At 69.6% G+C, this 16,699-nt stretch carries 12 protein-coding genes; 2 read left to right on the forward strand and 10 right to left on the reverse strand.

The genetic code is table 11. The features are described from left to right. Window positions 1-88: 88 nt before the first annotated feature. The 10 genes from hydA to JMJ55_RS00480 all read right to left on the reverse strand — a co-directional run bounded on the left by hydA (window position 89) and on the right by JMJ55_RS00480 (window position 12,114). On the reverse strand, window positions 89-1,543 hold the full coding sequence (gene hydA, locus JMJ55_RS00435; RefSeq protein WP_202823517.1) for a dihydropyrimidinase: 1,455 nt from the start codon (window positions 1,541-1,543) through the stop codon (window positions 89-91). Between the two features lie 26 nt (window positions 1,544-1,569). Continuing rightward, on the reverse strand, window positions 1,570-2,604 hold the full coding sequence (locus tag JMJ55_RS00440; protein WP_202823518.1) for a TRAP transporter substrate-binding protein: 1,035 nt from the start codon (window positions 2,602-2,604) through the stop codon (window positions 1,570-1,572). A gap of 25 nt (window positions 2,605-2,629) precedes the next feature. Continuing rightward, window positions 2,630-3,934, reverse strand: coding sequence for a TRAP transporter large permease (locus JMJ55_RS00445; RefSeq protein WP_202823519.1), 1,305 nt, complete (start codon window positions 3,932-3,934; stop codon window positions 2,630-2,632). Further along, window positions 3,931-4,536, reverse strand: coding sequence for a TRAP transporter small permease subunit (locus JMJ55_RS00450; RefSeq protein WP_202823520.1), 606 nt, complete (start codon window positions 4,534-4,536; stop codon window positions 3,931-3,933). Before JMJ55_RS00450 ends, JMJ55_RS00445 begins: the two co-directional genes overlap by 4 nt. Further along, window positions 4,533-5,456, reverse strand: coding sequence for a polysaccharide deacetylase family protein (locus JMJ55_RS00455; protein WP_202823521.1), 924 nt, complete (start codon window positions 5,454-5,456; stop codon window positions 4,533-4,535). Before JMJ55_RS00455 ends, JMJ55_RS00450 begins: the two co-directional genes overlap by 4 nt. A gap of 68 nt (window positions 5,457-5,524) precedes the next feature. Further along, on the reverse strand, window positions 5,525-8,419 hold the full coding sequence (locus JMJ55_RS00460) for a hybrid sensor histidine kinase/response regulator (protein ID WP_202823522.1): 2,895 nt from the start codon (window positions 8,417-8,419) through the stop codon (window positions 5,525-5,527). A 3-nt stretch (window positions 8,420-8,422) separates the two neighbouring features. After that, window positions 8,423-9,505 carry a TRAP transporter substrate-binding protein gene (locus JMJ55_RS00465; RefSeq protein ID WP_202823523.1) on the reverse strand — a complete coding sequence of 361 codons (1,083 nt, stop codon included), beginning with the start codon at window positions 9,503-9,505 and terminating at the stop codon, window positions 8,423-8,425. A gap of 131 nt (window positions 9,506-9,636) precedes the next feature. Continuing rightward, window positions 9,637-10,629, reverse strand: a complete 993-nt coding sequence (locus tag JMJ55_RS00470; RefSeq protein ID WP_202823524.1) for a Bug family tripartite tricarboxylate transporter substrate binding protein — start codon at window positions 10,627-10,629, stop codon at window positions 9,637-9,639. Window positions 10,630-10,696: 67 nt separating this feature from the next. Continuing rightward, a complete protein-coding gene (locus tag JMJ55_RS00475; RefSeq protein ID WP_202823525.1) occupies window positions 10,697-11,689 on the reverse strand; it encodes an isopenicillin N synthase family dioxygenase in 993 nt (330 codons plus the stop codon). Between the two features lie 59 nt (window positions 11,690-11,748). Beyond that, window positions 11,749-12,114 carry a hypothetical protein gene (locus JMJ55_RS00480; RefSeq protein WP_202823526.1) on the reverse strand — a complete coding sequence of 122 codons (366 nt, stop codon included), beginning with the start codon at window positions 12,112-12,114 and terminating at the stop codon, window positions 11,749-11,751. A gap of 56 nt (window positions 12,115-12,170) precedes the next feature. On the opposite strand from JMJ55_RS00480, the gene JMJ55_RS00485 reads away from it, so the two are divergent. Together JMJ55_RS00485 and metH are read left to right on the forward strand one after the other, a co-directional pair. Next, complete coding sequence (locus JMJ55_RS00485; protein ID WP_202823527.1) at window positions 12,171-13,121, forward strand: ArsR/SmtB family transcription factor; 951 nt, start codon at window positions 12,171-12,173, stop codon at window positions 13,119-13,121. Between the two features lie 9 nt (window positions 13,122-13,130). Beyond that, on the forward strand, window positions 13,131-16,637 hold the full coding sequence (metH, locus tag JMJ55_RS00490; protein WP_202823528.1) for a methionine synthase: 3,507 nt from the start codon (window positions 13,131-13,133) through the stop codon (window positions 16,635-16,637). The last annotated feature ends 62 nt before the right edge of the window (window positions 16,638-16,699 follow it).

Genomic DNA, 16,699 nt, shown 5'->3' on the forward strand with positions numbered 1-16,699 from the left:
GGGCCCTTTGGCCCTTGGCGGGAGGAGCTTGAGGAGGGCAGGGGCACCCCATCGCGCACAGCGCGATGGGGACCCCGCAGCGCCCTCCTCAAACAGGCACCCCATCCACCGGATTGAACGGCCCCGGAAACACGCCGCGCGGCCGGATCAGGTCATAGGGCCCACGCGGCAGGAACTGCCCGAAGCCCGGCGCGCCGACGACGCGCCCGCCCTCCACCACCGGCGTGCCGCGGACCAGGGTCGTCTCCGGCCAGCCGGTGACCTCGAAGCCCTCATAGGGCGTGTGGTCGTTGGCGTCCTGGATCAGCGACTGGGTGATGGTGACCCGGCGCTGCGGGTCCCAGATGGCGAGGTCGGCATCGGCGCCGACCGCGATCGTCCCCTTCTTCGGATGCAGGCCAAAGAGCTTCGCCGCATTGGTCGCGGTGATGGCGACGAAGGTCGGCAGGTCGATCCGGCCCTTCGCCACGCCCTCGCTGAACAGGATCGGCATCCGCGCCGCGAGGCCCGGCACGCCGTTCGGCAGCTTGGTGAAGGGCGCATCCTCGCCGAAGACGGTCTTGCCGTCCGGCCCGCCGAAGCGCGTCGGCGCATGATCGGAGGTGACATTGCCGATGACGCCGCGGCGGATCATCTCCCAGAGTGCGGCCTGGTCGGGCTTCGAGCGCGGGGCCGGGCTGCAGAGGAATTTGGCACCTTCGAGGCCGGGGCGGTCGAGATCCTCGGCGCTGGTAACGAGATACTGGGTGCAGGTCTCGCCCCAGACCTTGAGGCCGCGGCGCTGCGCCCGCTCGATCTCCTCGGCGCTCTCGCCCCCGCTGACATGGAAGACCTGGATCGGCACGTCGAGCGCCTCGGCCATCCGCCAGACGCGGTGGACGCATTCGGCCTCCACCACCATCGGCTTGGCCCAGGCATGATGGTGGGGGCGGGTATAGCCGGCGGCGACCAGCGCCTCGGTGTAGAACTCGATGAGCTCGTGATGCTCGGCATGGATGCAGACCAGGGCGCCGAGGCGACGGGCGGCGGCCATCACCCGCAGCGCCTCGCCATCGGTGATGCGGGCGCCGGAATAGGTCAGGAAGATCTTGAAGCTGCGATAACCCTGCTCGACCAGCGCCGGCAGTTCCTCGGTCAGTATCTCCGGCCGCGGGTCGGTCAGGATCATGTGGAAGCTGTAGTCGATCCGGCTCTGCTCGGCGCGGGCCCGGTGCTCGGCGACGCCGGCCGCCATGGAGCCGCCGCGGGTCTGGCGGGCGAAGCCGATGACGGTGGTGGTGCCGCCGACCGCCGCCGAGGCGGTGCCGCTGGCGAAGCTGTCGGCATTCACGGTCGGGCCGGGGCGGGGTTCCTCGATATGGACATGGCTGTCGATGCCGCCGGGCAGGACCAGCTTGCCGGTGGCATCGATCTCCCGCGCGCCGGGGCCGAGGCTGCGGCCAAGGGCCGCCACCTGGCCGCCAATGATGCCGATATCGGCGGCGAAGACGTCGCTCGCCGTGGCAACCGTGCCATGGCGGATGACGAGGTCGAAATCGGGCATCGGACGGCCTCCCGTGAATTCTGGCGTCAGGGAATGGTATACCCGCGTGCGGCGCCCACCGTCCTGTTCCACACGGCGGCGCAATCAGCCCAGACGCGGTTGCAGCTGTCGCGGAAGGTGGGCAGCACCACGCTGCTGACCGCCTCGCGCACCCGGGCATCGTCCTCGGGCGGGACGGCGCTGACGGTGTTGGTGAATTTCCGCTCCGTGCAGTCCGGCTTGCCGGCAAGGCAGGCGAGGGACTGAGCATCGCTGACGCGGGCGAAGGTCCAGAGCTCCGTCTCCAGCTCCCGGAAGGCGGCGGTCAGCTTCGCCTGCTGCTCCGGCGTGAAGCGGCGCCAGGCGGCATTGCTCATGAAATGGCCCTGGATCCCGCCGGCGACCGACAGGGGCAGGACATGCGTCGTCACCTCGCCCCAGTTGCCGGCATAGGCCGAGACGGCGGAGGTGATGCCGCAGGTGACGAGGCCGCGCTGGAGGGAGGGATAGACCTCGGAGAATTGCAGCGTGACCGGGATGGCGCCGAAATGCTGCACCAGCGCCGTCATGCTCGGCGTGTAGCTGCGGACCTTGAGGCCGCGGAGATCGGCCACGCTGCGGACCGGGCTGTTGCAGAAGAAGTATTGCGGGCCGAAGGGCCAGAGCGCCATGACGCGGGCGTTGAAGCGTTCCTGCAGTCGCTTGTCGAAGGCCTCCCGCCCGGCCTCGACCGCCTTCTGCAAATCCTCGACATTGGTCGAGACGCCGATCAGGTCGAGCCCGTCGAAGAAGGGCTCGTCGCGGGCGACCTGGCCGACCAGCACCGCCATCACGTCGAAGGCGCCGCTGCGGAGGTGGCGCAGCGCGTCGGCGGCCTGGACGCCGATCTGGTCCATCGGGTTGAAGCTGACGGCGAGGTTCATCCCCGTCGCCTGCGGGAGCCGGCCGTAGAAGGCCCGCTCGATCTCGATCTGCTTGGTGTTCTGCGAGAAATGGCCGACGGCGCGCAGCGGGATCTGCTGCGCGTGGGTGGGGAGGGCGGCGCAGAGCAGCGCGGCGGCCAGGGCGAGGCGGCGGAACATGGGTGCTCCCTTCGGGGTGTTGTGGTCAGCCATAGGTCAGCTTCGGCAGCCAGGTGGCCATCTGCGGGAAGGCGATGAGCAGCGCGGTCATCACCACCATGGCGAGGAAGAAGGGAATGGTGCCCTCGAAGACCTGGGCGATCGTACCCTCCTTCCGCACCGCCTGGATGACATAGAGCGTCATGCCGACCGGCGGGCTGATGAGGGAGATCTCGCACATCAGCACGATGAAGACGCCGAACCAGACCGGATCGATCCCCGCCGCCATGATCACCGGGAAGACGACGGGCACGGTGCCGACCAGCATCGGCAGCGTTTCGAAGAAGATGCCGAGCAGCAGGTAGAAGACCGTCAGCGCCAGGATCAGGCCGAGCGGCGTCGCGCCGATCCCGGTCACGAAGGCGCCGAGGGCCGGCGTCACGCCGAGCAGGCCGAGGACGAAATTGAGGTAGAAGGCCACCGCCAGGATCAGCAGGCTCATCGCCGTCAGGGTCGCGGTCGCGATGAAGCAGTCATGCAGCATGGCGATGCTGAGCCGGCCATAGAGCGCGGCGATCGGCAGGGCGGCGACGCAGGCCAGGGCCGCGCTCTCCGTCACCGTGGCCCAGCCGCTATAGATGCTGCCCATGATGATGGCGAAGATGACGAGCGGCGGCAGGATATCGACCAGCCGCCGCAGCCGCACCGCGAGGCGGTCCTGTGCCTCCTGCTGGCGGATCCAGTCCGGCTTCAGCAGCCCCATGAGGATGATCGTCGCCATGAACAGCACCGTCATGACGATCCCCGGCACCACCGCCGCGGCATAGAGCTGCCCGACCGAGGTATTGGTCATCGCCCCATAGACGATCAGTGCGATGCCCGGCGGGATCAGGTTGCCGAGCGAGGCGCCGGCGGCGATGGAGCCGAGCACCAGCCTCTCATCGTATTTGCGGGTGCGGAAGCTCGGCAGCGCGACCGTCGCGACCGTCGCCGCCGTGGCGACCGAGGAGCCGGAGACGGCGGAGAAGATGGCCGAGGCCGCGATATTGGTGTGCAGCAGCCCGCCGGGGAGGATGTTCAGCCAGTCGGCGAGACTGCGGTAGAGCCGGTCCGTGCTGCCGCTGCGCACCAGGATCTCGCCGAGCAGGATATAGAGTGGGATGGAGAGAAGGACGTAATCCTCCATCGAGGCCCAGAGCTGGGTGCCGAGCGAATCCACCAGCGCCGGGGATAGGTAGATCGAGGCGCCCAGCACCGCGGTGAGGAACATCGCGGTCGCCACATGCAGGCCGAGGAAGAGCAGCGCCACCAGGATGCCGAAGCCGATCGCCGCCTCGCCGACGCCGATCATGCCCTGAACTCCTCGACCGGGCCGCGGGCGAGGATGGCGCCGGCCTCGGTCTCCACCTCGTCCTCGATGGTCATCGGGCCATAGAGCCGGTTCACCCGCCGCCAGTCGGTCAGCATCAACCAGGCGGCATGGAGTGCCAGCGCCGTCGCGCTGATGGCGAAGGCGACCAGACCGACCAGCCATAGCCCCTGCGGCAGCCACATCGGCGTCCCGAGCGGCGAATTGGCATGGCTCTGGAACTCGATGCTCTCCTCCAGCACCCACCAGCCGCGCCAGGCGGCGAAGACGGCGAGTGCGGCGAGCAGCACATAGGCGGTGGCATTCAGCAAGGCCCGCAGCGGCCCCGGCAGATGCGCCAGCAGGAAGTCCACCCGGGTATGGGACTTCACCAGCAGCGCATAGGCAAAGCTGAGCGTCGAGAAGACGGCCAGCGTATAGGCGCCGATCTCATCCACGCCCTGGAGCGAGACATTCAGCAATTTGCGGCAGAGGATCTCGACGCAGGTGAGGAAGGCGAGGCCGAGCAGCCACCAGCCGCCGATGATGGCGACCAGGCGCACCGCCGGCTCCAGCCGCCGCGCCACGGGGTTGTCCCGCGTCATGCCGGCAGCCCCATCCGTGCCCGCCAGTGCCGCGCGATATCCATCCGCCGGGCGATCCAGACGCCGGGCTGCCGGGTGACGTGCTCCAGCAGCATCTCCAGCCCGCGGATGCGCCCGGGCTTGCCGATGGTCCGCAGATGCAGCCCGACCGACATCATCCGCGGCTGGGTCGCGGCTTCCCGCATCAGCCAGTCGAAGGCGCCGATGCAGTAGTCGGAGAAGTCCCGTGCCTGGACGAAGCCCTGGCCGGGGGCGAAGCGCATGTCGTTGGTATCGAAGCTATAGGGCAGGATGACATGCGGCCGCCCCTCGACCTCCACCAGCCGCGGCAGGTCGTCGTCATAGGCGTCTGAATCATAGAGGAAGCCGCCTTCCTCCATCAGCAGCCTTCGGGTGTTCACCGAGGGCGCCGATTTGGTGTGCCAGCCGACGGGCCGGGCGCCGGCCGTCTCGGCCAGCACCTTCACGGTCGCGGCGATGACGGCACGCTCCTGCGCCTCCGGCATGCCGGCGAGCGGTTCCCAGCGCCAGCCATGGGCGCTGATTTCATGGCCCGCGGCGGCGGGGGCGGCGGCCAGGGCCGGCGTCGCGGCGACCGCACGGCCGCAGCAGGAAAAGGTCGCCTTCACGCCGAAGCGGTCGAAGAGATCCAGGATTCGCCACAGCCCGACGCGGGAGCCATAGGCGAAATGCGTCTCCATGCAAGGATCGGGATGTCCCTCGACCAGCTGGTGGCTCTCCGGGACGCGCTCATTGTGCTCATCGCCGCTGGCGATGGAGAGCTCTGCGCCTTCCTCGACATTCACGACGAAGGACAAGGCGAGACGGGCGCCCCCCGGCCAGCGCGGATCGGGCGGCGTGCGGCCATAGCCGGCGAGGTCGCGCGAGGCGGGCGGCATCCCACCGGGAAGATCTGTCATGCGGCGCTCCGTTGGGCCGGTTCGGGAAAGCAATGCGCATGCCACCCTACTCCCAACGGGCAGGAGCGTCAGACGACCGCGTCGCTCGTCGGACCGAGTGCCGTGGCGAGCGCCTCCAGCGTTTCATCCGCCACCACCAGCACCGCCTCGCGCCGTGGCATCGCCTCGTTCGCCGGCAGGCGGCGCGCCTCGGCCTCGAATTGCCGGGCCGCCGCCGCCAGCCGTGCGGCGCCGAGCGTTGCCGCCGAGCCGGCCAGGCGATGCGCCGCAGCCACCGCCTCGGTCACCATATCCGGGCCCAGGGCGCGCAACAGGCGGGTCTGCTCGGTGATCTCCTGCAGGAAGACCGGCGCCAGCCGCCGCGCCGAGGCCTCGTCGAGGCCGGGGATGGCGAGAGCGCCATTGCGCCGCGCCAGCAGCGGCGGGGCCTCCGGCGCGGCCGGCGCAGCGGGCCTGGCGGGCTCTGCCGCCCCGCCGGTCAGCCGCTCGAGCGCGGCCATCAGCGCGTCCCGCTCGATCGGCTTGGCGAGATGGGCATTCATCCCGGCCTTGCTGCAGGCGGCGATGTCCTCGGCGAAGGCGCTGGCCGTCACCGCCAGGATCGGCACCTGGCCGGCCTCGCCGGGCAGGGTGCGGATGCGGCGCGTCGCCTCCAGCCCATCCATGCCGGGCATCATCACATCCATCAGTACCACGTCGAAGCGCCGCTCCGGCGCGGTGCGCGACAGCGCCTCCAGCGCCAGCGCGCCATCGGAGACGCATTCGACCCGATGCCCACCGGATTCCAGCAGCGCCCGCGCCACCGCCAGATTGGCCGGCACGTCATCCGCCACCAGCACGCGGAGCGCCCGGCCGGTCTCCTCCGCCTCGACCTCGGCCGCCTCGGGCTGTTCCGGCGCAGCCGGCGCCAGCGGCAATTCGACCCAGAACACGGCGCCGCTGCCGGTGGGGGAGGCGGCATTGTCGGTGCAGCCGATGCTGCCTTCCATCTGCTCCGCGATGCCGGCGGCGATGGCGAGGCCGAGCCCGGTGCCACCCGCCTTGTCGTCCCGCTTGAGCTGGACGAAATCGCTGAACACCGCCCGCCGCATCTCCGGCGGCACGCCGGGGCCGGTATCCCGCACCTCGATCCGCAGCGGCACGCGCCCGTCCGGCCGGGTCAGGCCCGCCCGCGCCGCCAGCTCCACCGAGCCGCCGCGTGGGGTGAATTTCACCGCATTCGAGAGCAGGTTCAGCAGCAGCTGGCGCAGCCTTGTGGCATCCGCCTGCACCATCAGCGGCAGGTTCGGGTCCGGCAACACGCCGAGCCGCACGCTCTTCTGCTCGGCGGCGGGGCGCACCAGCGTCGCCGCGCTTTCCAGCAGCCCGACCAGCCGCACCGGCGCCAGCCGCAGCTCCAGCCGCCCGGCCTCCACCTTGGCGAGGTCGAGGACGTCATTGGCGACCGTCACTAGGTGGCGCCCGGCCTCCTCCAGTGTCCGGGCCCGGGCCTGCTGCTCCCCCGAAAGGGCGGGATCCCGCGCCAGGGCTTGGGCCAGGCCGAGCACGCCATTCAGCGGGGTGCGCAGCTCATGGCTCATCTGCGCCAGGAAGCGCGACTTGGCCGCGGTCGCCGCCGCCGCCTGGTCGCGCGCCTGGGCCAGCTCGGCCATCGCCTGCTTCAGCTGAGTGATGTCGGTGCGGATGCCGACGGTGCCGCCATCCGGCGTCTGCCGTTCGGAGACCATCAGCCAGCGGCCATCCGGCAGCAGCCTTTCCATGCTGGGATGGTTGCCGCGATGCCAGGCCGTGGTCTCGGCCACGAAGCGCTCGATATCGGCGCCGGCCTGCGGATACTGGCCTCGCAGCGCGCCCTCGCGGATCAGGTCCTCGAAGGCGATGCCGGGGCGGATGAAGGGCGCGCTGACCGCATAGAGCTCACGGTAGCGCTGGTTGCAGATCACCAGCCGGTCCTCGGCATCGAACATGACGAAGCCGTCCGGCATGGTCTCGATCGCGCCCTCGAGCACGGCCCGCGCCCGCGCCCGCTCCTCCTCGGTCCGCTCGCGCAGCCGCAGCGCATGATGCAGCGCGACGGCGAGGGCGAGCAGCAGCACGCCGAGCCCGCCCGCGACCATCAGCAGCCGCTGCCGGTCCTGCTTCCAGTCGGCGAAGGCGGCGGATTCGGCGTAGCTCCCCACCACGAAGATGTCGCGGTAGAGGATCGGCCGCGCTGCCACCATCACCGGCTCCTCGGTGAAGCGGCCGGGCATGGTCAGGGCGGTGCCGTCGGTCGGCAGGGTGGTCGCGGCGCGGTGCAGGGTCTGGCCCATGCGCGCCTCGTCATGCGGCAGCGCCGCCAGCAACCGGCCGTCGCCCCGCTCGACCGAGATCCGCATGCCGGGGATTTCGCCGATCGGCTGCAGCAAGGTGGCGATCAGCGGCACCGGCACCTCGGCCACCGCGATCAGCGGCCCGACCCCCGGCAATTCGAGGGCGCGGAGGAACATCAGCGACCATTCGCCCGTGAGGGGGTTGCGCACCGGGCCGCTGAGCAGGGCGGCGCCAAGCCCGGCCGCCGCTTCCAGTGCCCCGGGCTCGAGCGGCAGCGCCCGGTTGCGGGAGGCGGCGAGCGCCGCCGCCCAGGGGCGCCCATCCGGCCGCACCAGCACCAGGTCGCGGAAGCTGAAATTCTGGAAATTCAGCTCCCGCAGCATGCGGTTGGCCGCACTTGCCTCCACCCGGCCGTTCTGGACCAGCTGGCCGAGCACCGCCGGCAGCCCGGCCAGCATCCCGTCCACCGACAGGAAATGCCGGTTCACCGTGCTCTCGGCGAGGCGGGTGACGCGCTGGACCGCCTGCCGCGCCGCCAGCTCGGCGGAATTGTGCATCCGGGTCAGCAGGAGACTGGTGGCAGCGGCCGTTCCGAGGAGAAGGGCGGCGGTGACGAGGACGACGGCGATGCGGATACGGCGAGGCTGCATGGGCTAATCCGGGCGTGCCATGATGCCGCGGACCGGGCCGACCGTCGCGTTCCAGACCTCGGCGCATTCGGTGCCGCAGCGGCGCACCCATCCGGGCAATACCGCATCGCGCAGCAACTGGTCCCGCCGGGCGCGGTCGCGCGCCGTGTCATCCAGCACCACCATAGTGCCGCGGGTGCCGTTCACGCAGTCCGGCCGGCCGCCATTGCAGGCGAAGCCCTCTTCGGTCTCCTCCGCCGAGGCCTGCCAGATCGATTCCTGCAATGTGCCGAGCCCCTGCTGCAGCACCGCCCGGATATCGGGCGGCAGCGCCGCCCAGGCGCTGTTATTGGCGGCGAAGACCGACATGCCCCAGCTGATCGCCTGGCGGGAGACATGGGTGGTGACCGTAGGCAGGCCGAGCGCATTGCCCGACATGCTGCCGGTGACCGCGCATTCCACCACGCCGTTGCGCAGCGCTGCCGGAATCTCGGCGAAGGGCGTCACCACCGGGGTGGCGCCGAGCGCCTCGAACAACTCGCTCTGGCTGACTGAGGAGACCCGCACCCGCCGGCCGCGCAGATCGCTGAAGCTGGCGAAGGCCTGACGGCAGAATACCACCTGCGCCGGATAGACATAGATGGCCAGCACCTTCACCCCGTAGCGGTCGCGCATCAGGTTTTCCAGCCGCGGTCGCAGCAGCCGCACGGTCTGCCGCAGCGTAGCGATATCCGGGTTCAGCACCGGCAGGTCGATCGCATTCAGCTCCGGTTCGTCGGAGGCGGCGAGGGCGAGAAGGATCGTGCCGAAGGGCACCACGCCGAGCCGCATCAGCGGCAGCGTCTCTGGGCCACGGATGCCGCTGCGGTCGAAGGGCGCGATCTCCGCATGCACCCGGCCACCGGTCAGCCTCGGCACTTCCTCGGTCCAGAACGGCGCCTCGAAGCGGTTGTATTGCGTCACCCCGGCCAGGCCGCCAACGATCTTGATCTGGATTCTGTCCTCGGCGGCAGCCGCATAGGCGGAGAAAAGTCCAAGGCACAGGGCCAGGAGACCGAGGGCACGCCAGAGCCATCGGCGGCTTGGCAGAAGGGGCCGGCACTGCATCGTCACAACCTCTTTAGCGCGCGCCGCGCCACACAATCCATAGTTGTTTTGCTTGCCAGTTAATCTAGCATAACTCGATTACATCCATCCATTCTACCCGCCGACCGCAGGATTTTCGAGCATCCGGCCCGTCAGGGCGACAGGCGAATGCCGGTACGGGCCACAACCTCCCGGTATTTCGCCACCTCCGAGACCATGAAGGCCCGCGCCTCCGGCAGCCCGTTCGGCCCGCGGAAGGCATCGTGGCCCGCCGCCATCAGCCGGTCCCGCAGGGGATCCTCGGCCAGGGCGGCGACCAGGGCGCGGTTGATGGCGCCGGCGACCGGTTCCGGCATCCCCGGCGGGCCGACCAGGGCGAACCAGGTGTCGAAGTCGAAATTCGGCACCCCGCTCTCGGCCAGGGTCGGGGTGTCCGGATAGGTCGGGAAGCGGCGCTGGCCGGTGACGGCGATGCCGCGCACCAGCCCCTCCTTCACCATGGCATTGGCCGAGGCGAGGGCGGCGATGCCGAATTGCGCTTCCCCGGTATGGATCGCCTGCAGCATCTGCGCTCCGCTGCGATAGGGCACATGCACGAAGCGGGTGCCGAGATGCTGGCCGAGAATCTCCGAGGCGAAGTGCAGCACGCCGCCGACGCCCGAGGTGGCATAGGTCAGGCTGTCCGGCGGCGCCCGCCGCAGCGCCGCCACCACCTCCTGCGCCGTGCGGCCGGGGAAGTCGTTGTTCACGATGAGGATGAGGGGCGGGATGCCGATCACGCCGAGATGGGTGAAGTCGGCGACCGGGTCGTAGCGGTTCCAGCCGATCATCGCATTCGGCGCGATGGCATGGGAGCCGGTCTCGACCACCATGATGGTGAAGCCATCGGCCGGCTGCCGGCGCAGCCATTCGCTGGCGACGGCGCCCGAGGCGCCGGGCCGGTTCTCCACCACCACCCGCGTCCCGGCGCCGAGATGCGCCGGCAGCCGGTCCGCCAGCAGCCGCGCCGCGATATCGGTGGACCCGCCGGGCGCATAGCCGGTGACGAGGGTCACCGGCCGTTCGGCGAAGCCTTGCGCCCCCGCCCCGCTGGGCAGGAGCGCGGGCAGCAGGATGGGTGCGGCGAGCAGGGCCCGGCGGTGCATGAAATGATCCTCCCGTGCGGTTTCGTTGCCGCTGAGCAAAGCACCTCGCCGCCACGGAAGGAAGCGATCAGGCGCCTTGCAGGGCCACTCCGGCCGACGGGCGGTCGCCGTAATTGGCGCCGGAATACTCGTTCATGAAGTCCAGATAGGTGAAGGGCGGGTAGCGCGGCGGGTTGTCCGGCGTGACGCAGGTCGGGACCGGCGCCATCACCGCCTCGTAGTCGCAATCCATGAAGAAGGGGATGGCGTAACGTTCCTGGCCGGAACGGTTGGTGACGCGGTGCGGCGTCGCCAGGAACAGATGGTTGGTCCAGCGCCGCAGCATCATGCCGCCATTGACGAGGAAAGTGCCCTCGATGGCCGGCGCATCGATCCAGCGTCCATCCGGCAGCCGGATGGAAAGGCCCGGCACCTTGTTCTGCGCCAGGATGGTCATGAAGGAGGTATCGGCATGCGGCGCGAGGCCCCATTCATCCGCCTCCGCCGTCGGGGCCTGCTGCGGGTAATGGGTCATCCGCAAGGTGAACATCGGCTCGCGGAATTTGTCGTCGAACCAGTCATGCGGCAGGCCGAGCGCCGCGGCATAGATCGGCACCAGCCGGCGACCCAGCGACTCCATCGCGCCGGCATAGGCGAGGGCGGTTTCGCGGAAGCCGGGCAGGTCAGAGGGCCATTGGTTCGGGCCGCGGAAGCGCCGGCCGGAAACCCGGTCGGGGTGGTCGGCGGGCAGCTCACGCTTGAAGAAGACGGCCTCATTGCCATTGGGCTTCTTGATGCCGTCCACCGCATTCATGCGGGTTGTGTTCCCCCGCATCGGCAGGTAGCCGATATTGTCGCGATTGAAGGACATGGCCATCTTGGCCTCGAGCGGCTGGGCGTGGAAACGCGCCGCGGCTTCGAAAGCGGAATCGATCAGGGCCTGCGGCACGCCGTGATGGCGGATGAAGTAGAAGCCGACCTCGGTGAAGGCCCGGCGGAGCTCGGCTCCCAGCCGGTCGAGCGCGCCGGGCTCGCCGGCCAGCAGCGGGGCGAGGTCGAGGATGGGGATTTCATCGGCCATGGCATCAGCTCCTTGAGGCTGGGTCGAGCCTAGGCCCGCTCTCCGGGGACGGGAAGCGCTCAACCCGCCCGAAACCGCGCCGCCGTCACCGCATCGCCGGCCAGTGCCGCCTGCACCTGCGCCCGGCCCGCATCGCTGCCCGCGAGTGCCACCACCCGGTCGAACCAGGGGCTTTGCCCGCGCACCCGCGCCTGGAACAGCCGGTCGAGCGCAACCGCCGCTGCCGGCCGGCCGGCGCAGCAGGTGCAGGCCGCCGGATGCGCCTCGGCCCCCTCGAAAACCATCAGCGCCACACCGCCCGGGCTGGCGGGGGCAGGGGCCTCGGCCAGCACCGCGGCTGGCGGCCCGGCCGCCAGCGCCGCCGACAACCCGGCCGCATCCGCCACCAGCCGCAGCGGGATCCGCGCATCCACCGTCCAGGCCATGTCACTCTCCCGCGTTCCACCTAGACATAAGGATATGTTTATGTGATAGCCAGCCCATGGACGAGCTCCTGACCCAGCTGCGCGCCGCCGCCGAGCCGACCCGGCTCAGACTGCTGGCGCTCTGCGCCCGCGGCGCCTTCTGCGTCTCCGATCTCTGCGCCGTGCTCGGCCAATCCCAGCCCCGCCTCTCCCGCCACCTCAAGCTGTTGGTCGAGGCCGGGCTGCTGGAACGCCTGCCCGAGGGCGCCAATGTCTATTTCCAGGTCCCCGCCTCGGCTGGCCTGGTCCACCAGCTCCTCGCCCGCCTGCCGGAGGAGGATGCGCTGCTCGCCGCCGACCGGCGCGGCGCCGCGCGACTCGCCGCCGAGCGGGCGCGGACCGCCTCCGACGCCTTCCGCCGGCATGGCGCCGATTGGGACGAGATGCGCGCCCTTGGCCTGGCCGCCGAGGCGATCGAGGGGGCGCTGATGGCCGCCCTGCCGCCGCGGCTCGGCCGGGTGCTCGATATCGGCACCGGCACCGGCCGGCTGCTGGAACTGCTGGCGCCCCGGGCGGACTTCGCCATCGGCGTCGATGCCAGCCGCGACATGCTGGCCCTGGCCCGGGCGCGGCTGGCCGAACGCGGCCTCGGCGCCCATTGCGCCGTGCGCCAGGCCGATATGTATCGGCTGCCGCTCACCGATGCCGGCTTCGACCTGGTGACGATGCAGATGGTCCTGCATTACGCCGAGGATCCGGCGGCGGCGCTGGCCGAGGCCGCCCGCATCCTGCGCCCGGACGGGCTGCTGCTGATCCTCGACCTCGCCCCGCATGGCCGGGCGGAGCTGCTGGACCGCCACGCCCATCGCTGGCCCGGCTTCGACGATGCCGAGATCGCCGGCTGGCTCGGCCCCGCCGGCTGCGCACCGCTGCCCTCCGTCACCATCCCCGGCCCGCTCGCCGTCCGTCTCTGGCCGGCCCGCCGCCTCGCCGTGCCCGTCGCCGCCCTGCCGGCCCTTTCTTTCTAGGAATCCCCGATGCCCCGTCCCCACCTGCTCCAGGCGCTTCGCGACCGCGTGCTGCTCTGCGACGGCGGCATGGGCAGCCGCGTGCAGGCCCTCACCCTGGATATCGACAAGGATTATTGGGGCAAGGAGAACTGCACCGAGGTGCTGAACCTCTCCCGCCCCGACCTCGTCCGCGAGATCCATCGCGGCTATTACGAGGCCGGCGCCGATATGGTGCTGACCAACAGCTTCGGTGGCTCGCCCGTGACGCTCGGCGAATTCGAGCTGACGGAGCGTGCCTTCGAGGTCAACAAGCTGGCCGGTGAGCTGGCGCGCGAGGCGGCCGAGAGCTTCGCCGATGGCCGTGATCGCTGGGTGATCGGCGATATCGGCCCGGGGACGAAGCTGCCGAGCCTCGGCCATATCGCCTATGACGATCTCCAGGCGGCGCTGGAGGAACAGTGCCGCGGGCTGATCGCCGGCGGCGTCGATGCCATCCTGACCGAGACCAACCAGGATACGCTCTTCATCAAGGCCGCGGTGAATGCGGCCAAGGCGGCGCTGAAGCGGGCCGGCAGCGACATCCCGATCTTCGTCCAGGTGACGGTGGAGACGACGGGCACGCTGCTGGTCGGCCCCGATATCGCCGCGGCGGCGACCGTGACCCATGCGCTCGACGTGCCGCTGATGGGGCTGAACTGCGCGACCGGCCCGCAGGAGATGGCGGAACACGTCCGCTGGCTGTCGCAGAACTGGCCCGGCCTCATCAGCGTGCAGCCCAATGCCGGCCTGCCGGAGCTTGTGGACGGCAAGACCCACTACCCCCTCGGCGCCGAGGAGATGGCGAGCTGGATGGAGCGCTTCGTCCGCGAGGACGGCGTCAACCTCATCGGCGGCTGCTGCGGCACCTCGACCCCGCATATCGCCGCGCTTGATGCCATGCTGCGGAAGCACGATGCCTGGCGCCCGGCGCCGGTCGCCCGCAAGTATCATTGGATCCCCTCCGTCGCCTCGCTCTACGGCGCCGTCTCGTTGCGGCAGGAGAATGCCTATTTCTCCATCGGCGAGCGCTGCAACGCCAATGGCTCCAAGGCCTGGCGCGAGCGGCAGGCGGCGCATGACTGGGATGGCTGCGTCGCCATGGGCCGCGAGCAGGTGGGCGAGGGGTCCAACAGCCTCGATATCTGCACCGCCTTCGTCGGCCGCGACGAGATGGCGGAGATGAACGAGGTCGTCACCCGCTTCACCTCCTCGGTCAACGCCCCGCTGGTGATCGACAGCACCGAGACGCCGGTGATCGAGGCCGCGCTGAAGCGGCATGGCGGCAAGCCGATCATCAACTCGATCAATTTCGAGGATGGCGAGGGTGCAGCGCATGACCGCCTGGTGCTGGCGAAGAAATTCGGCGCCGCCGTCATCGCGCTGACCATCGACGAGGTCGGCATGGCGAAGACGGCGGAGGACAAGCTCCGCATCGCCCGCCGCCTGGTCGATTTCGCCTGCAACACCTATGGCCTGCCGCAGTCCGACCTGCTGATCGACCCGCTGACCTTCACCATCGCCACCGGCAACGAGGACGACCGCAAGCTCGGCCAGTGGACGCTGGAGGGCATCAAGATGATCCGGGAGGAATTCCCCGACATCCAGATCATCCTCGGCTTGTCGAACATCTCCTTCGGCCTGAACCCGGCGGCGCGGCATGTGCTGAACAGCGTCTTCCTCGACCATGCGGTGAAGGCCGGCATGACCGGGGCGATCGTCCATGTCTCGAAGATCAAGCCGCTGCACCTGATCCCGCCGGAGGAGGTGGAGGTCGCCGAGGACCTGATCTTCGACCGCCGCCGCGAGGGCTACGACCCGCTGCAGAAGCTGCTCGAGATCTTCTCCGGCCGGAAGGCGGCGGACAACGTGAAGAAGGTCCGCGCCGAGACGGTCGAGGGCCGGCTCAAGGACCGCATCGTCGATGGCGACCGCAAGGGGCTGAACGAGGAGCTGCAGGACGCGCTCGACCAGGGCATCGCGCCGCTCGCCATCATCAACGACGTGCTGCTCGACGGCATGAAGGTGGTGGGCGAGCTGTTCGGTGCCGGCAAGATGCAGCTGCCCTTCGTCCTCCAGAGCGCGGAGACGATGAAGGCCGCCGTCGCCTATCTCGAACCCTTCATGGAGAAGGTCGAGGGCCAGGAGAAGGGCACCATCGTCCTCGCCACGGTGAAGGGCGATGTGCATGACATCGGCAAGAACCTGGTCGATATCATCCTGACCAACAACGGCTACCGCGTCGTCAATCTCGGCATCAAGGTGCCGCTGGCCGACATGGTCGCCGCCGTCCGCGAGCACAAGGCGCATGCCATCGGCATGTCCGGCCTGCTGGTGAAGTCGACCGTGGTGATGCGCGAGAACCTGGAGGAGATGAGCCGCATCGGCCTCGACGTGCCGGTGCTGCTCGGCGGCGCCGCGCTGACCCGCAACTATGTCGAGGATGACTGCGTCCGCGCCTATGCCAATGGCGAGCCGACCGGGCGCGTCGCCTATGCGCGGGATGCCTTCGACGGCCTGCACCTGATGGACAAGGTGACGGGCAATGGCTTCGACGACTACCTCGCCGCCATCCAGTCCAAGCGCAAGGGCAAGTCGCGCAACGAAAGCCGCACCCTCGGCACCGCCGATCCGCGCGGCTTCGCCCCTGTCGATGTCGCCTATGCCGAGGCCCGACGCCGCCGCCTGACCGCGGAGGAACCGGTGCCGGCGCCGCCCTTCTGGGGCGCCCGCGTCATCGAGGCAGCGCCGAAGGCCATCATTCCCTTCATCAACGAGCGCAGCCTCTACCAATTCCAGTGGGGCTTCCGGAAGCAGGGCCGCAGCCTGGACGACTTCCTCGGCTGGGCGAAGCAGGAGCTGCGGCCGGTGCTGAAGCGCATGCTGGCGCTGACCGAGGCCGAGGACATCCTCCGGCCCCAGGCGATCTATGGCTATTGGAAATGCGCCGGCGCGGGCAATGACCTCATTCTCTTCGAAGAGGATGGCGTGACGGAGGCCTGCCGCTTCACCCTGCCGCGCCAGCCGAAGCAGGATGGCGAGTGCATCGCCGATTTCGTCCGCGACATCGCCGATGGGCCGGAGCGGCGCGACGTCATCGGCCTGCAGGTCGTCACCGTCGGCCAGAAGGCGAGTGATGTGGCGCGCATCTGGTTCGAGGACAACCGCTACCAGGACTATCTCTACCTGCACGGCCTCAGCGTCGAGATGGCGGAGGCAATGGCCGAATACGTACATAAGCGCATCCGCGCCGAATGGGGCTTCGCCGGCGACGACGACCGCGACATGGACAAGATGCTGCAGCAAGGCTATCGCGGCGGCCGCTACAGCTTCGGTTATCCCGCCTGTCCGCGGCTGGAGGATCAGGTGCCGTTGCTGCGTCTGCTCGGTGCCGAGCGCATCGGCGTCTCCATCAGCGACGAATGGCAGTTGCATCCCGAGCAATCGACAAGTGCGATCGTGCTGCATCACCCGCGGGCGAAATACTTTTCGGTCTAGCGATCGAGCAGTTCCCGCGGGAAGCACTGCCTCCCGCTGCTTTGATCGGGCGACAACCCCCG

Origin of the sequence: Belnapia mucosa (assembly GCF_016775475.1) — a bacterium.
Lineage (GTDB): Bacteria > Pseudomonadota > Alphaproteobacteria > Acetobacterales > Acetobacteraceae > Belnapia > Belnapia mucosa.